The organism is Streptomyces sp. NPDC052101 (genome assembly GCF_040680235.1).
Classification (GTDB): Bacteria; Actinomycetota; Actinomycetes; order Streptomycetales; family Streptomycetaceae; genus Streptomyces.
Window position 1 is genome coordinate 104,358 of the sequence record NZ_JBFAWH010000015.1, and the last position, 18,033, is coordinate 122,390.

General features: G+C 72.0%; 18 protein-coding genes and 2 tRNA genes. 7 read left to right on the top strand and 13 right to left on the bottom strand.

From position 1 onward, the window contains the following. Positions 1-278: 278 nt before the first annotated feature. The 8 genes from def to AB0L75_RS25995 all read right to left on the bottom strand — a co-directional run bounded on the left by def (position 279) and on the right by AB0L75_RS25995 (position 7,578). On the bottom strand, positions 279-929 hold the full coding sequence (gene def, locus AB0L75_RS25960; protein ID WP_365185085.1) for a peptide deformylase: 651 nt from the start codon (positions 927-929) through the stop codon (positions 279-281). Between the two features lie 151 nt (positions 930-1,080). After that, a complete protein-coding gene (locus AB0L75_RS25965) occupies positions 1,081-2,061 on the bottom strand; it encodes a hypothetical protein (RefSeq protein ID WP_365185088.1) in 981 nt (326 codons plus the stop codon). Positions 2,062-2,161: 100 nt separating this feature from the next. After that, positions 2,162-3,454, bottom strand: coding sequence for a metal-dependent phosphohydrolase (locus AB0L75_RS25970; protein WP_365185090.1), 1,293 nt, complete (start codon positions 3,452-3,454; stop codon positions 2,162-2,164). Then, positions 3,451-4,749: an HD-GYP domain-containing protein gene (locus AB0L75_RS25975; protein ID WP_365185093.1), complete on the bottom strand. Its 1,299-nt coding sequence runs from the start codon at positions 4,747-4,749 to the stop codon at positions 3,451-3,453. The genes AB0L75_RS25970 and AB0L75_RS25975 overlap by 4 nt, the downstream gene beginning before the upstream one ends. A 131-nt stretch (positions 4,750-4,880) precedes the next feature. After that, positions 4,881-5,183 carry a mycothiol system anti-sigma-R factor gene (gene rsrA / locus AB0L75_RS25980; protein ID WP_365185095.1) on the bottom strand — a complete coding sequence of 101 codons (303 nt, stop codon included), beginning with the start codon at positions 5,181-5,183 and terminating at the stop codon, positions 4,881-4,883. Continuing rightward, positions 5,180-5,875 (bottom strand): RNA polymerase sigma factor SigR, encoded by a 696-nt coding sequence (sigR, locus tag AB0L75_RS25985; RefSeq protein ID WP_365185098.1) that lies wholly within the window; start codon positions 5,873-5,875, stop codon positions 5,180-5,182. Before sigR ends, rsrA begins: the two co-directional genes overlap by 4 nt. 256 nt (positions 5,876-6,131) lie before the next feature. After that, positions 6,132-6,761 carry an alpha/beta family hydrolase gene (locus tag AB0L75_RS25990; RefSeq protein ID WP_365185100.1) on the bottom strand — a complete coding sequence of 210 codons (630 nt, stop codon included), beginning with the start codon at positions 6,759-6,761 and terminating at the stop codon, positions 6,132-6,134. Between the two features lies 1 nt (position 6,762). After that, positions 6,763-7,578: an SOS response-associated peptidase gene (locus AB0L75_RS25995; protein WP_365185103.1), complete on the bottom strand. Its 816-nt coding sequence runs from the start codon at positions 7,576-7,578 to the stop codon at positions 6,763-6,765. Between the two features lie 49 nt (positions 7,579-7,627). On the opposite strand from AB0L75_RS25995, the gene AB0L75_RS26000 reads away from it, so the two are divergent. The 4 genes from AB0L75_RS26000 to AB0L75_RS26015 all read left to right on the top strand — a co-directional run bounded on the left by AB0L75_RS26000 (position 7,628) and on the right by AB0L75_RS26015 (position 11,171). Next, positions 7,628-8,350, top strand: a complete 723-nt coding sequence (locus tag AB0L75_RS26000) for a M50 family metallopeptidase (RefSeq protein WP_365185105.1) — start codon at positions 7,628-7,630, stop codon at positions 8,348-8,350. A gap of 75 nt (positions 8,351-8,425) precedes the next feature. Next, a complete protein-coding gene (aroA, locus tag AB0L75_RS26005) occupies positions 8,426-9,742 on the top strand; it encodes a 3-phosphoshikimate 1-carboxyvinyltransferase (protein ID WP_365185108.1) in 1,317 nt (438 codons plus the stop codon). Between the two features lie 10 nt (positions 9,743-9,752). Continuing rightward, positions 9,753-10,763, top strand: a complete 1,011-nt coding sequence (rsgA, locus tag AB0L75_RS26010; protein WP_365185109.1) for a ribosome small subunit-dependent GTPase A — start codon at positions 9,753-9,755, stop codon at positions 10,761-10,763. An 84-nt stretch (positions 10,764-10,847) separates the two neighbouring features. After that, the gene (locus AB0L75_RS26015) at positions 10,848-11,171 is read left to right on the top strand and encodes a multidrug efflux SMR transporter (RefSeq protein WP_365185111.1); all 324 of its coding nucleotides are present in this window, start codon (positions 10,848-10,850) and stop codon (positions 11,169-11,171) included. 60 nt (positions 11,172-11,231) lie between these two features. Here the strand turns inward: AB0L75_RS26015 and AB0L75_RS26020 are convergent, their stop codons facing one another. Beyond that, positions 11,232-11,855 (bottom strand): TetR/AcrR family transcriptional regulator, encoded by a 624-nt coding sequence (locus tag AB0L75_RS26020; RefSeq protein ID WP_365185114.1) that lies wholly within the window; start codon positions 11,853-11,855, stop codon positions 11,232-11,234. 186 nt (positions 11,856-12,041) lie between these two features. Here AB0L75_RS26020 and hisN point away from each other — a divergent pair, with 186 nt between their 5' ends. Both hisN and AB0L75_RS26030 read left to right on the top strand, forming a co-directional pair. Then, a complete protein-coding gene (gene hisN / locus AB0L75_RS26025; RefSeq protein ID WP_365185116.1) occupies positions 12,042-12,842 on the top strand; it encodes a histidinol-phosphatase in 801 nt (266 codons plus the stop codon). A 145-nt stretch (positions 12,843-12,987) separates the two neighbouring features. Beyond that, positions 12,988-13,392: a CBS domain-containing protein gene (locus AB0L75_RS26030; protein WP_365185119.1), complete on the top strand. Its 405-nt coding sequence runs from the start codon at positions 12,988-12,990 to the stop codon at positions 13,390-13,392. Positions 13,393-13,559: 167 nt separating this feature from the next. On the opposite strand, the gene AB0L75_RS26035 is transcribed toward AB0L75_RS26030, so the two are convergent. Beyond that, complete coding sequence (locus AB0L75_RS26035) at positions 13,560-15,011, bottom strand: catalase (protein WP_365185121.1); 1,452 nt, start codon at positions 15,009-15,011, stop codon at positions 13,560-13,562. A 155-nt stretch (positions 15,012-15,166) separates the two neighbouring features. Here AB0L75_RS26035 and AB0L75_RS26040 point away from each other — a divergent pair, with 155 nt between their 5' ends. Continuing rightward, positions 15,167-15,583, top strand: coding sequence for a Fur family transcriptional regulator (locus AB0L75_RS26040; RefSeq protein WP_365185122.1), 417 nt, complete (start codon positions 15,167-15,169; stop codon positions 15,581-15,583). 126 nt (positions 15,584-15,709) lie between these two features. Here the strand turns inward: AB0L75_RS26040 and AB0L75_RS26045 are convergent. The 3 genes from AB0L75_RS26045 to AB0L75_RS26055 form a co-directional block, all read right to left on the bottom strand. Continuing rightward, a tRNA-Met gene (locus AB0L75_RS26045) sits at positions 15,710-15,783 on the bottom strand. A 148-nt stretch (positions 15,784-15,931) separates the two neighbouring features. Beyond that, positions 15,932-17,752 carry a tetratricopeptide repeat protein gene (locus AB0L75_RS26050; protein ID WP_365185125.1) on the bottom strand — a complete coding sequence of 607 codons (1,821 nt, stop codon included), beginning with the start codon at positions 17,750-17,752 and terminating at the stop codon, positions 15,932-15,934. 203 nt (positions 17,753-17,955) lie between these two features. Next, positions 17,956-18,029 (bottom strand) — tRNA-Met (locus AB0L75_RS26055). Positions 18,030-18,033 lie beyond the last annotated feature (4 nt).

Below are 18,033 nucleotides of genomic sequence, written 5' to 3' on the forward strand. Positions count from 1 at the left end.
TCAGCCGCCTGGAGCGCACACCCCTCCGGTGTGCCGGGCGTGCGCCGTTGCGTATCCCCGCCCTCCCCATTCAGCACCACAACTGACCGCCATGGGAACGGATTTGCTTCACTCACTACCCCAAGGTGCCGAGAATCTCCCCTTGGCTGACCGATTAAGGATCACAACGCACACAGAAGGGACTGTTTGTACGACGCACGAGCGAGCGAGACGGCGGCATACGAAGGGCGCCCGACCGGGGGTGATCCCGGCCGGGCGCCCCAAGTGCCCTGTGGTGGCTAGTCGTTGGCGACCACCGGGTAACGTGGCTCGTTCTCGGCCATCTGACGCAGCGCGTCCTTGCGGTCACGCTTGGACAGCCGGTCGATGTACAGGTAGCCGTAGAGGTGGTCGGTCTCGTGCTGCAAACACCGAGCGAAGTAGCCGGTGCCGCGGACCTTGATCGGGTTGCCCTGTTCGTCCTGGCCGGTGACCTCGGCGTAGTCGGGACGGGCGAGCGGCGCGTACGCCGTCGGCACGGACAGGCAGCCCTCGTTGCTGTCGTCCAGCCGGCGCCTGTCGGCGGGCAGGTCGACCAGCTTCGGGTTGCACACGACGCCGACGTGCCGGACGCCCTCGTCGTCCATGCAGTCGTAGACGAAGACCTTCAGGTCGACACCGATCTGGTTGGCGGCCAGGCCCACGCCCTCGGCGGTGCGCTGCGAGGCGAACATATCGGCGGCCAGCTGCCGCAGCTCCTCACCGAACTCGGTGACGTCCTTGCACTCCTTGTGCAGCACCGGGTTGCCGACGACCGTGATCGGCCGCGAGGTCCCGCGCTCCCGCCAGGCCTCCTCGCGCTCCTCGCAGTCCTCCGTGTCGACGACATAGCCCTCGTCGTCGACGGGGAGCACGCCCGGGTGCTGCTGATCGGTGTCCTGCTGCGCCATGACCGACGTACGCCTTCCTCAGAAAAACAGGTGGTGAAGTTGCTGATACAGGGTACGGGGCGCGCCCTGAAGGGGCGCGGGGCTGTGTCGATATGCGGCTCCGCCGCGTGGGCGCGACCAGCCCCAACGCACCCGCAGTCGGCAGACGGCCTCAGCACACCTCTTCGAGATCCCGCCAATCACGCGAGTCCGGGCTGTCGGCAACCCATCCATCCAGCAACCCACGAACCAGCGAAGCCGGCGCCGCCACCCCGCACTCCCGCTCCGGCACCCACAGCTGCCCGTCCGTGCGGTGCCCCAGCGGCCCGGGATGCCCGGGCTCACTGTGGTCGTGCGGATCCAGGTGCACCCCGTCGCCCTCGTCCGAGGGCATCCGGGACTCCGAACACGTCCGGCACAGCAGCCGCACCGAGGAGGACCAGTCCTCCGCGGCGAACCCGGCGTCGGCCGCCAGCTGCTCCAGTGCGTCCCGGTCCGCCTCCGTGGCCGCCTCCAGCAGGACCACCCAGGTCGGCACCGGCGACGGCGCCCACAGCTCGATCTCGTCGAAGACCGGGTAGGCGTGTCCGGCGGACGTCGTGCGCTCGCCGTGCGGGACGCCGTCGTGCAGCACGACCTCGCCCCAGCGCCGCCCGGACGAGGGAAGCGGGATGGACAGCACCTCGATCCGCGCCGGGTCCAGCCTGCGGCCCCAGACGACCTCGGCCTCGCCCTCCGGGGAGAGCCGTACGGCCGCGCTGCCCAGCTCCATGCCGGCCGGTTCCGCGGCGACGGTGGCGCCTCCGGGCACCTTCAGCCCGTACGCCTGCCAGGCACGGCGGGCCAGCGGCCAGTCCTGCAGCGCGGTGGCGGCGATCCCGACGTTCCACCAGTCGGGCGCCCCGGTCTCCCGGTCGAGCAGCGCGACCGCGCGCAGCCCGGCCGCGCGGGCCTGCTCCCAGTCGTGCCGGAACTTGTGCAGCAGGGCGAGGTTGAACCAGGACTCCGACAGCCAGGGCTCCAGGTCGGCGGCCCGTGTCAGCAGCTCGCCCGCGTCCTCGTACCGGCCGTCGCCGATCAGCGTGAACGCGCGGTCGGTGGCCTGCCGCCAGGAGGCGGAGGGCCGGTGCCGTCCCTTGCCGAAGATCCTCACGATTCCCGCCTGCCAGTTCCAGTTCCGCACAGTGGGCTGGCTTGTGCCCCCGGACACCCTCTCCCTCGCATCCAACCACGTACGGCGGGAAAGGCGCTCATTACCCATGGGTTACCCAGCGGCGGGCGGGGTCAGACAGTGGCGTGCCTCTCCCGTCGCCCACCACCGGCGCGCTCTCCCGCCAGGACCGTGGCCGGGCCAGCACCCGGGCGAGGGACTCCACCACTCCCGGGGCGTAGTCATCGGCGGTGCCGAGGCGCAGCTCCTCCAGCGCCCGCAGGGGCCCCTCGGGGCCGGCGTCCCGGCTCTTCTCCTCGTAGGCGTTCACAGCCCGGATGATCCGTGCGGCGAGGGGCTGTTCGCGGTAGGGGTCCGCCTGCCGCTCCACCATCACGGCGACGGCCGCGGCCACCCCGGTCTGCCGGACGACGGCCCCGCCGAGCAGCGCGATCCGCCGCTGCTGCGCCGGCGGCAGGCCGGCGGTGGCGCCGGCCGGGACCGGGTCGACCAGGCTGAGCTGGCCGATGTCGTGCATGAGCGCCGCGTACTCCAGGACGGTCAGTTCGCCCTCGGTCAGACCGAGGTCCCGGCCGACGGCGAGGCTGAGCACGGCGACGCGGCGGGCGTGCCCGGCGGGGGTGCAGCCGGCGATCTCGGTGGCGCGGGCGAGGGAGGCGATGGTCTGCCGGTAGGTGGCGCGGACGGCCGCGTAACGCCGCACGGACCACTGGGTGAGCAGCAACGGCAGACAGAACACGGGCAGCGCCCACAGCCCGGCGACGGCGACCGCGAGCGCCATCACCGCGCCGGTCGCACAGACCGCGGAGCCGATGCCGAGCAGCCCGCGCAGCTCCTCGCGCAGCAGCGGGCCGAAGGGCCAGCGGGTGCGGGAGTGCGCGAGCACGGCGGCCAGGACCGCGTCGCACAGGGCGGCGAGGCCGAGCAGGGTGACCAGGAGGAGGGCGTAGGCGGGGCCGCCCCAGGAGGCGAACAGGCCCTGGTCGTACAGGGGTTGGAAGCAGACGGCGGTGAAACCGACGGTGAGCACGCGGCGGGCCAGGTGATCGAGGGTGGGGGTGCGCCCGGACCAGATGTGCGGCACGGCGCCGAGCAGGGCGGCGGCGAGGACGACGGTGACGATCTGCGCCGGGGCGTGCTGCGCGGGCCGCCCGCCGTCCGCTCCGAGCAGGGCGTACGACAGCGAGCCGGCGGTGGCGAGGGGCGCGGCCTGCCGTACCTGGGCGCCGTTCCACCGGGTCAGCTCGCCGACGGCGGTGAGCACCCCGAAGGCGAGCGCGACGCCCCGGTCCTCCAGGCCGGTCCACAGGGTGATGGCGAGGGCGCCGGCCGCGGCGAGGGCGGCGGCGCCGTGGACGATCCGCAGGGCGGTCACCGGGATGCCCCGGTGGCCGGCTGCCGGCCCTGCGCCTCGTACGGGGGCTCGTCGGCGGTGACCGCGGGATGCCAGCCGTAGCGGCCGAGCGCACGGGCGAGCGCGCCGACCATCCGCGGGTCGAACTGCGAGCCCGCACAGCGCTCCAGCTCGGTGACGGCCGCCTCGACGGGCCGGGCCCTGCGGTAGGAGCGGGTGGAGGTCATGGCGTCGAAGGCGTCGGCGACGGCGACGATGCGGGCGCACTCGGGGATCTGGGTGCCGACCAGGCCGTACGGGTAGCCGCTGCCGTCGAGGCGCTCATGGTGGTGCAGGATCGCGGCGCGGGCCTCGCCGAGGAAGGAGATCCCGCGGACCATCTCATGGCCGTACTCGGGGTGCAGTTCGATGATCCGGCGTTCCTCGGGGGTGAGCGGGCCGTCCTTGCGCAGCAGCCGGGTGGGGACACCGAGCTTGCCGACGTCGTGCAGGATGCCGGCGAAGCGGAGCGTCTCGACGCGGTCGTCGTCCATGCCGAGTTCCCGGGCGATCATCACCGAGGCCTGTCCGACGCGTTCGCTGTGGCCGCGGGTGTAGCCGTCCTTGATGTCGACGGCCTGCACGAGGGCGCGGATGGTGGCCTGGTGGGCGGCGCGTTCGCGGTGGTACTGGGCGAAGATCCACCAGGACACGCACATCGGCAGCAGCACGAGCAGGGCTGCGACCGGGCCGTACGGGCTGCGCCACAGCACGGCCATCATCAGCCCGGCGAGTCCGTGCACCGCGACCGGCGCGAGCGAGCGGGACAGCAGCCCGCGCCAGGCCCGGCGCGGCGGGACGCCCTGGGCGACCGCGCGGATGCCGCCGTCGAGGGCGGTGAGGACCAGGCAGAAGGCGAGGACGGCCGCGCAGGCGGGCAGCAGCGCGTACGGGAAGTCGCAGCCGACGACCGCGTCCCGGCCGCCGAACGCCCAGTGCACCCGGGCCGCGCCCCATACGGCGAGCGCGAGCCGTGCGGCCCGCCAGATGCGCCGCGGCAGCGCGGGGCCGTGCCCGACCGGGGAGAGCAGGGCCGCGGGCAGCGGGACGAGCGCGGCGGCCGGCGGGGGCAGCAGGAACGCCCCGGCGAGCAGGACGGGGTAGAAGGTGCCGCCGAAGCGGCGGCGTACGACGTGCTCGCAGACGGCGTAGAGCGCGCAGAGCAGGCCGAGCGCCCACCACGGGGTGCGCAGTGTCGGCAGTGGCAGGAGGCAGAGCAGGGCCAGCAGGGAGACTCCGGCCACATAGCCGCGTGCCCGCGCCGGTACCGCCTCCATCGCGCCCCTCCCCGACCGTCCCTGTCGAGGCTCGGAGCCTAGGGCGGGGATCGGGGGCCATGGGGCTTATGACCTGAGGATTAGCACATTCGGGTGATGACCCGGCGGTCGGCTGCCCCGAGGCGCGGCGGTCACGCCTCCGGGGAGGTGGCGGTGACGTCGTGTTCCGGCACGGCCTGGCCGGAGCGGATCAGGTCGATCCGCCCCATGACCTTCGCGCGCAGGTCAGAGGGCACGTCGTCATGCCCGCAGCACCGCTTGACCAGCTTCTTCACGGCCTGCTCCAGGCCGTACTTCTCCAGGCACGGAGAGCATTCCTCGAAGTGGTGCTGGAACTTGTCGCGATCGACGTCCGGCATCTCGCTGTCGAGGAACTCGTACAGGTGGTCGAGGACCTCACTGCAGTCCGTCTCGTGCGGATCTCCGCAGCTCATGAGCCCGAACCTTTCGCTTCGTTCGACTCTCCGGCGCCCGCCGGTACCAGCCCGCGCTCACGGGCGTAGTCCTCCAGCATGCCGCGCAGTTGACGGCGGCCCCGGTGCAGCCGGGACATCACCGTACCGATGGGTGTCCCCATGATGTCCGCGATCTCCTTGTACGCAAAGCCCTCTACGTCCGCGAGATAGACGGCGATGCGGAACTCCTCGGGGATCGCCTGCAGCGCTTCCTTCACGTCCGAGTCGGGCAGGTGGTCGAGCGCCTGCGACTCGGCGGAGCGCAGACCCGTCGACATGTGCGACTCGGCGCGGGCGAGCTGCCAGTCCTCGATCTCCTCCGCGGCGGAGCGCTGCGGCTCGCGCTGCTTCTTGCGGTAGGAGTTGATGAAGGTGTTGGTGAGGATCCGGTACAGCCACGCCTTGAGGTTGGTGCCCTCGCGGAACTGGTGGAAGGACGCGTACGCCTTGGCGTAGGTCTCCTGCACCAGGTCCTCGGCGTCGGCCGGGTTGCGCGTCATGCGCAGCGCGGCCGAATACATCTGGTCGAGGTATTCGAGCGCGTCCCGCTCGAAGCGCGCACTGCGCTCCGCGGTGGACTCGGAAGTCGCCTCCGCGCTCACACCCTGGCCCTCGGGCTGCTCCGCCTGGCCGTTGTCGGTCCCTGCGTCGGTACCGGTGACCGGACCCACCTCCTCAAGATCCCGGGCAGGACCGAGACCGGTCCCACTCGATTCGGAGGATAGAACACGACCCGTGCCCGCCGCCCCTCGAATTGGCGCGGTCTTGGGCGCGTGCAGTACCGACCAGTCCAGGTCAAGGCGGCTGCTGCGGCTCGGGCAGACGGTCGAACCCATGCGGCGGACTTCCTTCCCTACGACGTCGGTGCCGAGGCCTCAGCACTTCTGTCCGCCACAACAGTGGTCCGCCGCGGAGCATTCCCTGCCGTCACCCGAGTGACACGATCCACTCCGCGACACCCTCGGTGATGATCTCCAGGGCCCGCTCCTGGGTGATCTCCGCGCGCTTGGGCACGGCGAAGCCATGATCCCCGTGCGCCACCTCGACCAACTCGAAGTCGCCCGCCGGGAACTCCGCCGGCTTCCCGAAGGGGTCGTTGCCGCCCTGTACGACCAGGGTGGGCACCCCCGCCCCGAGCAGTTCCCCGGCGCGGGACTTCTCCGGCTTGCCCGGCGGGTGCAGCGGGAAGCTCAGCGCGAGCACGGCGTGCGCGCCCAGCTCGGCCGCCGTACGGCAGGCGACCCGGGCCCCCGCGCTGCGGCCGGCGGAGATCACCGGCAGCCCCGGCTTCGCGAGCGCCGGCCACACCCCGCGCCAGCCGGTGTCCAGGGTCTTCGGCGCGGGCGCGAGCTTCTTGCCCGCGACCCGCCAGGGCTGCTCGACGAGGGCGACGCTCACCCCGTGCGCGGGCAGCGTCCGGGCGAGGGCCTGCAGGTCACGGGCCTCGATGCCGCCGCCGGCGCCATGGCCCGCGGCCAGCACCAGCCGGGCCTTGCGCGCCCGGTGCCAGGTGATGCGGGCATCCCCCGCGTCCGTACCGACGATCTCTGTGGTCACGTCAGAAGAGTGTGCCCTCTTCCGGCGCCGCCAGCTCCTTCAGCAGCTCCGGGCCGTTGTTGCGGACGTTGCTGACGGCCGTGGCGACCGGGTAGGCGCGCATCAGGCCGGGCGGCGGCGGGGCCAGCAGCTCGCGCAGCTCGTCGGGGTCGGTGCGGCCCGGGTCGAGCCAGGCGTCCCAGCGGTCCGGGGTGAGCATCAGCGGCATCCGGGGGTGGATGTCGGCCAGGACGTGCGGGCCCTCGGCGGGGGCGACGGCCAGCGGGGTCTTCTCGGCCTCCGTGGTGATCACCGTGCAGGTGACCCACCAGGCCTGCGGGTGGTCGTCGGGCAGGGTCCGGTCGCGCCAGAACTCGTACAGCCCGGCCATCGCGAACACCGAGCCGTCGGCCGGCAGCACGAAGTACGGCTGCTTGCGCGGCCGTTTCTTCTTGCCCTCGACCTCCAGCTCGCGCTCGTCCTTGCCGGTGACCCACTCGTAGTAGCCGTCGGCGGGCAGGATGCAGCGCCGGGCGGCGAAGGCACGGCGGTAGGCGGGCTTCTCGTGCACGGTCTCGGCGCGCGCGTTGATCATCCGGGCGCCACCCTCGGGCGTCTTGGCCCAGGAGGGCACCAGGCCCCACTTCAGTCTGCGCAGCTGGCGAACCGGACGCGGGGAGTCCGCGTCTTTCACGGGACGGTCGAGGACGGCGTAGACCTCCTTGGTCGGAGCCACGTTGTAGTCGGGCTCCAGGGTCTCCTCGGGCTCCCACTTCTCGATCTCGAAGACTCCTGCGAGATCCTCGGGCCTACGACTGGATGCATACCGTCCGCACATACATGTCACACTGCCAGACTCCGTACGACAACAGGGAGCCATACCGGACATGGACAGCCTCGCCGCCCTCGCGCTGCCCGACCTCTGGGACCGGCTCACCGGCACCCAGCCCGACCCCGATCTGTGGGTGGTGCTCGCCACGCTGGCCGCCGCGCTCGCCGTCGTGGTCCCGCACACCGTGTGGCGCATATCCCGCAACGCGATCACCATCGCGCACGAGGGCGGCCACGGACTGATCGCGCTGCTCACCGGCCGGCAGCTCACCGGCATCCGGCTCCACTCCGACACCAGCGGCCTCACGCTCAGCCGGGGCAAGCCGTACGGGCTGGGCATGATCCTGACCGCCGCGGCCGGCTACACGGCGCCCTCGCTGCTGGGCCTCGGCGGCGCCGCCCTGCTGGCCGCGGGCCGCATCACACTGCTGCTGTGGGCGGCGACGGCCCTGCTGGTGGCGATGCTGGTGATGATCCGCAACGCGTACGGCGTCCTGACCGTGGTGCTGGCCGGGGGCGCGTTCCTGCTGGTGTCCTGGCTGGCGGGACCCCAGGTGCAGGCGGCGTTCGCGTACGCGGTGGTGTGGTTCCTGCTGTTCGGCGGGGTACGGCCGCCGTTCGAGCTGCAGATGAAGCGGTCCCGGGGCGGCGCCGGCGACTCGGACGCGGACCAGCTGTCCCGGCTCACGCATGTACCGGCGGGACTGTGGCTGTTCCTGTTCCACGCGGTGACCCTGTGCTCGCTGATCGGCGGGGGCGGCTGGCTGCTGCAGGCATGACACTCGGGGGAGCGACCGGCCCCCACTCGGCCGCAGACAAAAACGGCCCCCCGGCCCTCCTTATAAAGTGGCCCTATGGCCCCGAATACCGCCCCTCCCGCTCTCTGGCCCGCCCCGCACGCGAGCGGAGCCGTCGACGCGACGGTCCACGTGCCCGGGTCCAAGTCGGTCACCAACCGTGCGCTGGTGCTGGCCGCCCTCGCCTCCGAGCCCGGCTGGCTGCGCCGCCCGCTGCGCTCCCGCGACACCCTGCTGATGGCCGGTGCCCTCAGGGCCATGGGCGTGGAGATCGAGGAAGGGGTGGGCCCCGACGGCACGGGCGAGGCCTGGCGGGTGCTGCCGACGGGCCTGCGCGGCCCGGCCACGGTCGACGTCGGCAACGCCGGCACGGTGATGCGCTTCCTGCCCCCGGTGGCCGCGCTGGCCGACGGCCCCATCCGGTTCGACGGGGACCCGCGGTCGTACGAGCGCCCGCTGAACGGCGTGATCGACGCGCTGCGCACACTCGGCGCCCGGATCGACGACGACGGCCGGGGCGCGCTGCCGCTGACCGTGCACGGCGGCGGGGCGCTGGACGGCGGGCCGGTGTCGATCGACGCGTCCTCGTCCTCCCAGTTCGTGTCGGCACTGCTGCTGTCCGGCCCGCGGTTCAACCAGGGTGTCGAGGTCCGCCACACCGGCGCGTCCCTGCCCTCGCTGCCGCACATCCGGATGACCGTGGACATGCTGCGCGCGGTCGGCGCCCAGGTGGACACCCCGGAGTCGGGCGGCGAGCCCAACGTGTGGCGGGTGACGCCGGGCGCGCTGCTCGGCCGGGACCTGACGATCGAGCCGGACCTGTCCAACGCCCAGCCGTTCCTGGCGGCGGCCCTGGTCACCGGCGGCAAGGTGCTGATCCCGGACTGGCCGGAGCGCACCACCCAGCCGGGTGACCGGCTGCGGGAGATCTTCACCGAGATGGGCGGGATCTGCGAACTCACCGAGTACGGGCTGGAGTTCACCGGTTCGGGCGCCGTCCACGGCATCGACGTGGACCTGGGCGACGTCGGCGAGCTGACCCCCGGCATCGCGGCCGTCGCGGCCCTCGCCGACTCTCCCTCGACCCTGCGGGGCGTGGCGCATCTGCGGCTGCACGAGACGGACCGGCTGGCCGCGCTCACCAAGGAGATCAACGAGCTGGGCGGTGATGTCACCGAGACCGCCGACGGCCTGCACATCCGCCCGCGCCCGCTGCACGGCGGTGTCTTCCACACCTACGAGGACCACCGCATGGCGACCGCCGGCGCGATCATCGGCCTGGCCGTCGAGGGTGTCCGGATCGAGAACGTGGCCACGACGGCGAAGACCCTGCCGGACTTCCCCGAACTGTGGACCGGGATGCTCGGGCAGTAGGGGACACGCCATGCGCCGCTACGGCAAGCACACCGACGAGGACGACATCCGCACCCGTCCCAACCGCAAGGGCAACCGGCCGCGTACGAGCATCCGGCCCAAGCACGAGGACGCGGCCGAGGGCATGGTCCTCACGGTCGACCGCGGCCGGCTGACCTGTCTGGTCGAGGACCGGATCGTGATCGCGATGAAGGCCCGCGAGCTGGGCCGCAAGGCGGCGGTGGTCGGGGACCGGGTGGCCCTGGTCGGCGACCTGTCCGGCAAGAAGGACACCCTGGCCCGGATCGTCCGGATCGAAGAGCGCACTTCGGTGCTGCGCCGCACGGCCGACGACGACGATCCGTACGAGCGGGTGGTGGTCGCCAACGCCGACCAGCTCGCGATCGTGACCGCGCTCGCCGACCCCGAGCCGCGCCCCCGCCTCATCGACCGCTGTCTGGTCGCCGCCTACGACGGCGGCCTGGAGCCGCTGCTGGTGATGACCAAGTCGGACCTGGCCCCGCCGGACAAGATGCTGGAGCTGTACGGCGCCCTCGACATCCCGTACGTCGTCACCAGCCGCGACGAGCTGGAGAACGGGGACGCGGCGGACCGGGTGCGGGAGCATCTGGACGGCCGTATCACCGCGTTCGTCGGCCACTCCGGCGTCGGCAAGACGACGCTGGTGAACGCGCTGGTCCCCGAGGACCGACGGCGTACGACGGGCCGTGTGAACGCGGTGACGGGCCGCGGCCGCCACACCACGACCTCGGCTCTCGCGCTGCCGCTCACGAGCACGGACGGCTGGGCCATCGACACCCCGGGCGTCCGCTCCTTCGGCCTCGCGCACATCGACCCGTCGCGGGTCATCCACGCCTTCCCCGACCTCGAACCCGGCACGGAGGGCTGCCCGCGCGCGTGCAGCCACGACGAGCCGGACTGCGCGCTGGACGCGTGGGTCGAGGAGGGGCACGCGGATCCCGCGCGGCTGTACTCGCTGCGCCGGCTGCTGGCCACGCGGGAGCGCAGGGACGGCGACTGACCATCGCGTTGTTTGGCCGGGTGACACGCCGGTAAGTGCATAATCGCACCGAACCGGAGATCCGGATCAACGGGAGGACAGCGCATGGCGTGGCTGCTGGTGATCGTGGCCGGAGTTCTGGAGACCGGTTTCGCCGTGTGCCTGAAGCTCTCGCACGGGTTCACCCGGCTCTGGCCGACGATCGCCTTCGCGTCGTTCGCCCTCGGCAGCTTCGGCCTGCTGACCCTGTCCCTGAAGAAGCTCGACGTCGGTCCCGCCTACGCGGTGTGGACCGGCATCGGCGCGGCCGGCACCGCGATCTACGGCATGGTCTTCCTCGGCGACCTGGTCTCCACCCTGAAGATCGTCTCGATCAGCCTGGTCATCGTCGGCGTGATCGGACTGCAGCTGTCGGGCTCGACGCACTAGGCCCGACGGGTGGGCCGGCTGGTTAAGCAGCGGATACGGGGGCCGGGGACAGCGCGTGGATCACGCCGTCCGAGGAGGGGCGACCGCGGGGACGACCGCTTTGACCAGGTCCGCCATGCCGCCGCCCTCCGCCGGTGGCGCCGCGACACAGGACAGCGCGAGACGTACGACCAGTTCGCAGGGGCGGGTCAGCTCGGCGGTGTCGACGGGGGTGGCGGTGGGACCGGTCAGGGCGCTGACCGCGCGGTCCCGCACCATCCGCACGAAGTCGCGGGGCGTCGGCAGCGGCCCGTCCGCGCGGCGCTGCGCCGGCACCGAGGAGGCGGACGGCACGGCGGCGAGCGGCGGGGCGGGCAGCCGTTCGGTCCAGCAACCGGTGAGCATGGCCCGTACCAGCGCGTTCTCCCGGGCGGCGGAGCTGGTCCACTCGACCACGGCCGTGAGCCGCTCCCCCGGCTCCCCCGGAGCGGCGAGCGCCCGCTCGACCCCGGTCAGATAGCCGTCGGCCTCCCGCCGCACCAGCGCCCGGGCCAGCCCGTCCTTGCTGCCGAACTCGTTGTACAGGGTCTGCCGGGACACTCCGGCCGCCGCGGCGACATCGACCATCCGCACCGCGGACCACGGCCGGCGCACGAGGGCCGTATAGGCGGCGTCCAGCAGGGACTCCCGGGCTGCAGGCATCATCGCCTCCCTGGACAGAGCGACTCTGCGCCCAGATTTGACGCGCTTGTATGCACTGTCAAGGGTTCGCGTGGCTCGGGGGCGCGCTTTACGCCGAGAGCGGCGCGGACAGCGGCACCCCGCATGCACGGGCAGGCGACACACCCCGCCTGGTGGCTCCCGCACCCGCCAGGCAGATACCGTGCCCTCATGCCGGACTACCTCGACGACCTGCGCTTCGCCCACGTCCTCGCGGACGCCGCCGATGCCGCCACCATGGACCGCTTCAAGGCCCTCGACCTGAAGGTGGAGACGAAGCCGGACATGACCCCGGTGAGCGAAGCGGACAAGGCCGCGGAAGAACTCATCCGCGGCCAGCTCCAGCGCGCCCGCCCCAGGGACGCGATCCTCGGTGAGGAGTACGGCGTCGAGGGCACCGGCCCCCGCCGCTGGGTGATCGACCCCATCGACGGCACCAAGAACTACGTCCGCGGCGTCCCGGTCTGGGCGACGCTCATCTCCCTGATGGAGGCGGGCGAGGACGGCTTCCAGCCCGTCGTCGGTGTCGTCTCCGCCCCTGCCCTCGGCCGCCGCTGGTGGGCCGCGAAGGACCACGGCGCGTTCACCGGCCGCAGTCTGACCTCCGCGAGCCGCATCCATGTCTCCCGCGTCGGCGAACTCGCGGACGCCTCCTTCGCGTACTCCTCCCTCTCCGGCTGGGAGGAGCAGGGCCGTCTGGGCGGTTTCCTCGACCTCACCCGCCAGGTGTGGCGCACGCGCGCGTACGGCGACTTCTGGCCGTACATGATGGTCGCCGAGGGATCCGTGGACATCTGCGCGGAACCGGAGCTGTCGCTGTGGGACATGGCGGCCAACGCGATCATCGTCACGGAGGCCGGCGGCACCTTCACCGGCCTCAACGGCACCCCCGGTCCGCACAGCGGCAACGCGGCGGCGTCCAACGGCCTGCTGCACGACAAGTTGCTGGGGTATCTCAACCAGGGGCGCTGAGACACGGGAGTACTCCCGATACGCCCTCAACTGGCACTGCGCGCCCCCTTGTTGACCCGTCCTTTACCTGGCACTCTGAGCCCACCCCCACTTGTGAATTTGTGAATCCGCGGGTTCCGTGGATTCCGAGGAGGTGGCCCCATCCATGCTGGTACGTGACGCCATGAGCACGGTGGTCCTCACCGTCGGACCCGCCCACACCCTCCGCCAGGCAGCCGCCCTGATGTCCGCCCGCCGCATCGGCGCCGCCGTCGTCCTCGACCCGGACGCCGGCGGGATCGGCATCCTCACCGAACGCGACATCCTCAACTCCGTCGGCCTCGGCCAGAACCCGGACACGGAACGCACCCACGCCCACACCACCACCGACGTCGTCTTCGCCGCCCCCACCTGGACCCTGGAGCAGGCCGCCCGCGCCATGGCCCACGGCGGCTTCCGGCATCTGGTCGTCCTCGACCGCGGCGAGGTGGCGGGAATCGTCTCGGTGCGCGACATCATCCGCTGCTGGGCCCCGGCCCGCGAGCCCGCACCGGCGCTGAGCCGGTCCTGAGCCAGCCCTGAGCAGGTTCTGAGCCGGTTATGAGCCGGTTATGAGCCGGTTATGAGCAGACGGACGGGCCGGACCCCTGAGCACCGTGGGGTCCGGCCCGGGGCCCCAGGCCCTTGAGGCACCGGGGGCACGGGTGTGTCGCAGGCTCGCTGCTGACTACCGCCGGCTCAGCCGCGCAGCGCCCGCACCGCCGCCTCCAGCCGCTTGCCGAAGTCGGCGTCGGCGCCCGCGAAGTTGCCGATCGCGCGCTCGACGATTTCCTCGCGCGAGACGGGCGCCATCGCGCCCGCGAGGTTGGCCACCAGACGCTCCTTCTCCTCCTCGGACATCAGCCGGTAGAGGTTGCCCGCCTGCACGAAGTCGTCGTCCTCGGCGTGCACGGGTGTCGGGTGGTTGCCTGTCCAGCCGTCGACGCCGGTCGGCTGCCACAGCGGACGGCCGGTCTGCCGCGGCCCGCCGAAGCTGTTCGGCTCGTAGTTCTTCGCCCCGCCGTGTCGGCCGTCGTAGAGGTGGCCGTCCCGCGCGTTCGTACGCGCCTCGGTGGCGTGCGGACGGTTCACCGGCAGATGGTCGGCGTTGATGCCGACGCGGTAGCGGTGCGCGTCGCCGTAGGCGAAGAGCCGGCCCTGGAGCATCTTGTCGGGCGAGGGGCCGACGCCCGGCACGAAGTGCGCGGGGCTGAAGATCGACTGCTCGACCTCGGCGAAGACGTTCCGCGGGTTGCGGTTCAGCTCCAGCCTGCCGATCTCGATGACGGGGTAGTCCGCGTGCGGCCACACCTTGGTCAGGTCGAACGGGTTGAAGCGGTACGTCGCCGCGTCGGCCGCCGGCATGATCTGCACACCCACGGTCCAGCTCGGGAACTCGCCCCGCTCGATCGCCTCACGCAGATCCCGCTGGTGCGAGTCGGGGTCCTTGCCGGCGAGCGCCTCGGCCTCTTCCGCGGTGAGGTTCTTGATCCCCTGGTCGGTCTTGAAGTGGTACTTGACCCAGAAGACCTCGCCGGCCTCATTGCTCCACTGGAAGGTGTGCGAGCCGAAACCGTCCATGTGCCGGTACGACGCCGGGATGCCGCGGTCACCGAAGAGCCAGGTCACCTGGTGGGTCGACTCCGGCGACAGCGACCAGAAGTCCCACACGTTGTCGGCTTCCTGGCTGCCCGTGTACGGGTCGCGCTTCTGGGTGTGGATGAAGTCCGGGAACTTGATCGCGTCCCGGATGAAGAACACCGGAGTGTTGTTGCCGACGAGGTCGTAGTTGCCCTCCTCGGTGTAGAACTTCAGCGCGAAGCCCCGCGGGTCACGGACGGCGTCCGCCGCGCCGAGGTTGCCGGCCACCGTCGAGAAGCGCAGGAAGACCTCGGTCTCCTTGCCGGCCTCGGAGAGGAAGGCCGCGCGGGTGTACGGCGTGACGTCCGCGGTCACCGTGAAGGTGCCGTACGCGCCGGCGCCACGGGCGTGCACGACCCGCTCCGGAATGCGCTCGCGGTTGAAGTGGGCCAGCTTCTCCAGCAGCAGCTGGTCCTGGACGAGGACCGGCCCGCCGACGCCCGCCGTCTCGCTGTTCTGGTTGTCGGCGACCGGTGCACCGGCCTCCGTGGTGAGCGGTCCCTGCGTCACGTGCGCCTCCTGCGTCATTGCTGACTGTCCTGTCCCAGTCCTGCCCTATGGCCAAAGCCGTTCTGGATCCTACATTGGACAAGTTCTAAGTCAAATGCAGATCCAATCTCACACCCATTCCCGTCCTGGTCCCCCTTGCTGTTAGGCTGGTAGCCATGAGCGACCTTCTGGAACGGCTGCGTGGACGCGGATGGCGGATGACCGCGCAGCGGCGCGTCGTAGCGGAGGTCCTCGACGGCGAGCACGTCCATCTGACGGCCGACGAGGTCCACGCACGGGCTGTCGCGAAGCTGCCCGAGATCTCCCGGGCGACCGTCTACAACACCCTGGGCGAGCTGGTCTCGCTCGGCGAGGTGCTGGAAGTCGCGACGGACAAACGCGCCAAGCGCTACGACCCGAACGCGCACCGGCCGCACCATCACCTGGTCTGCGCCCGCTGCGGCGCGATCCGCGACGTCCATCCCACGGGCAACCCGCTCGCCGACCTCCCCGACACGGAGCGCTTCGGCTTCACGGTGTCGGATGTCGAGGTCACGTACCGCGGCCTGTGCCCGAACTGCACGGGCTCATGACAGGCTGCTGAACGAGGGGGGCGCAAGCCCCCCTTTTTTCTGCTCTTCCTCTGCCCCTGAACGCATCTGCTCCTGAATGCACCTAGGGCCGGAACCCATTTCTGGATTCCGGCCCTAGGCCTTCAGTAGCGGGGACAGGATTTGAACCTGCGACCTCTGGGTTATGAGCCCAGCGAGCTACCGAGCTGCTCCACCCCGCGTCGGTGAACTGAACATTACGCGAGGGCGGCACAGGGAAGCAAATCAGTTGGGGGCCACGTGGCCAGGGTCACTTGTGACCGAGCGAGACGCGTGGGCGGGTGGGCGGGTGGGCGGGTGGGAAAGAATCCGCCGAGGCCCAGCGCGGCGTCACGCCGACAGCTCTTCCCGCAGCGCGTCCCGCAACCGCCCCGCCCGCTCAGAGACCTCCGCCGGCCCGAGCGCGACGGCCCTGTCGGCCCACCGCTGTCCCTCCGCCAGCTCTCCACGACGCGCGTAGACCAGAGCCAGCCGCAACGCGGCCCGGCCGTGCCCGGCGTCCGCGGCGCGGGTCCACCACACCGCCGCCTCCGGCTCGCTGCCCTCCCGTGCCAGCAGCAGCCCGAGGTTGAAGGCGCCGTTGCGCGAGCCGGCCTCCGCGGCCGCCCGGTACCACCGCGCCGCCTCGACCACGTCCCCCCGGGCCGCCGCGAGCATGCCGACCCGCACCTGCGCCCGCCGGTGCCCCTGCGTGGCCGCGCGCTCGTACCACTCCTCGCACTCGGTCTTCTCGTGCACGATCTCGCCCAGCTCATGCGCCGGCTCCGGTGGCCTGCGCGCGTCGAGCAGCGTCGCCAGCCGGTACGCGGCCTCCGCGCTGCCGCCGCCCGCGGCACACCGCAGATGCCGCTCGGCCTCCTGCTCGTCCCCCTCGCGCAGCCGGGCGATGCCGACCTGGAGCGCAGCCTCGGTGTGCCCGGCGGCCGCCGCCCGCTCGTACCAGCGCAGCGCCATCTCCGCCTCCGGCCCGGTGCCGCGCCCGGCGTAGAGGATCCCGAGGTTGAACGCGGCGTCCACGCTGCCGGCCTCGGCGGCCTTGGAGAACCACGGCTCGGCGCCGGTGGTGTCGCCGCCCTGGAGCAGCAGGATGGCGAGCGCGTTGGCGGCCTCCCGGTGCCCGGCGTAGGCCGCCCGCCGGTACCACTGCTCGGCCTGCGCGGTCCGCCCCTGCTCGGCGCAGAGCAGCCCGAGGTTGTAGGCGCCGTTGTCGTCGCCGGCGTCCAGCGCCGCCCGGTACCAGCGCTCGGCGGTCTGTGTCTCGCCGCGCTCGGCGTGCAGCGCGCCGAGCGCGTTGGCCGCGTTGCCGTCGCCGTCCTGGGCGGCCCGCAGCCACCACACGGCCGCGCTCTCGGTGTCCCCGGCGTCGCGCAGCAGGAAGCCGAGCGCGCAGGCGGCGCGGGCCTCGCCGTCCTTGGCGGAGGTCAGGTACCAGCGCCCGGCCTCCTTCAGCTCCCCGCGCTTCTCCAGGATCGCGCCGAGGTGCAGCGCGGCACGCCGGTGGCCGCGCGCGGCGGCCTGCCGGTACCACTGCTCGGCCTCGGCGACAGCGTTGTCAGGGCCACTCTCGTCCTCGGGTCCGGCCTGACGGTCGAGCGCGCGCGCCAGCCGGTAGGCGGCCTCCCGGTGTCCGCGCTCGGCGGCCACCCGCATCCAGTGCTCGGCGCCGACGTCCCCACGGTGCTCCAGCAGGTCGGCGAGCGCGTAGGCGCCGAGGACATGGCCCTGCTCGGCGGACTGGCGCAGCCAGTACTCGGCGGCGGGCTCGTCCCCGCGCTCGCGGTGGTAGCGGCCCAGCGCGTGCGCGGCGGCGGCCGAGCCGGCGACGGCGGCGATACGCCACCAGCCGGCGGCCTCCTCGGGGTAGCCGCGCTGATGCAGAAGGACACCGAGGTTGTTGGCGGCGGCCCGGTCACCGGCCGCGGTGGCGGCCCGCAGATGGGTTTCGGCTCCGTCGAGGTCGCCACGGCGCAGCAGCATGGCTCCGAGGACGCTCGCCGCCTCGGCGTCGCCGCTCTGCGCGGCGAGCCCGAGGCGTACCTCTTCGGCGGCGTCCGCCATGTCGCTCAACTCGTCCCGGGTCGGCTCCTCATCGGAAGGCTGCACAAATCGCCCCGACTCGAACAGAGTTGCCTTGTCCCCCATAACGTCCATCGTCGCACCACCTGCAACCTGGGTACACCCGGTATACCGCAGCCCGTGAGGTCACTTCAGCGTTTTGTCGACATGCCCACAGGGAGACAAGTCAAACACACACCCCTCAACTCCCCACGGCGGCGTGGCCGTCCCTCCTCTCTGTACATGAGTTCGCACACACGAAGGCCCGGATCCCTTGGGATCCGGGCCTTCGATCGCAGTAGCGGGGACAGGATTTGAACCTGCGACCTCTGGGTTATGAGCCCAGCGAGCTACCGAGCTGCTCCACCCCGCGCCGT